The sequence below is a fragment of the Paraburkholderia sp. RL18-101-BIB-B genome (assembly GCF_046026985.1).
GTDB lineage: Bacteria > Pseudomonadota > Gammaproteobacteria > Burkholderiales > Burkholderiaceae > Paraburkholderia.
The window spans coordinates 1-551 of record NZ_JARESV010000190.1; the positions used below are offsets into that span (position 1 = coordinate 1).

The 551-nt window shown below is 61.0% G+C and carries 1 protein-coding gene and 1 pseudogene; both read right to left on the minus strand.

What is annotated here, in order from left to right; translation table 11 throughout:
- Window positions 1-348: 3-hydroxyacyl-CoA dehydrogenase NAD-binding domain-containing protein (locus tag P0D73_RS46640; RefSeq protein ID WP_408436512.1), on the minus strand; the 348-nt coding region annotated here is incomplete at its 3' end.
- Between the two features lie 22 nt (window positions 349-370).
- Window positions 371-551: pseudogene (locus tag P0D73_RS46645) on the minus strand (3-hydroxyacyl-CoA dehydrogenase); the annotation flags it as partial.

Here is a 551-nt window from a genome sequence, read left to right on the forward strand (position 1 = left end):
CATCACGTGGGGAGGCAGCAGCTCATCGAGTTGCCGATAGAGATCCTGCTTGAATTCGAGCCGCTCGGGGCCGTTTTCCTGGACCAGGTCGACATCCGTGAGTGCTTGTGCAAGCACGGGCGTGAACGTCAGGTTCGCTTGCGACGCTCCGGGTGCAAGGCCCAATCTCGTGAGCGCCGGCCAGGCAGCCTCCACGAACGCCCTGAGCTGGGCTTCGGCATTCGGGGCGATGTCCGTCGCGACGACCTGCAGCCCCTTGGCGAGAAACAGCGCGGTCCAGCTGGCACCGATCACGCCGGTGCCGATGATGGCGATGCGGCGAATGGGCTGGCTCTTGGTATCAGTCATGTCATTTCTCCAATTGCGTGGGTCAGACTTCGGCATAGGCGATGCCGGTGAGGTTGCCTTGGGCGAAAAGGAAGTTGCGCGGGTTTTTTCCATCGAGATCGGCGGAGTAGACCGAGCCGCCCAGGTCCGTGACGAACATCCGATTTCCGGGAATGTCGAGTGCGATGCCAATTCCCTCCATCAGATGCGTAACGAGGATTTCA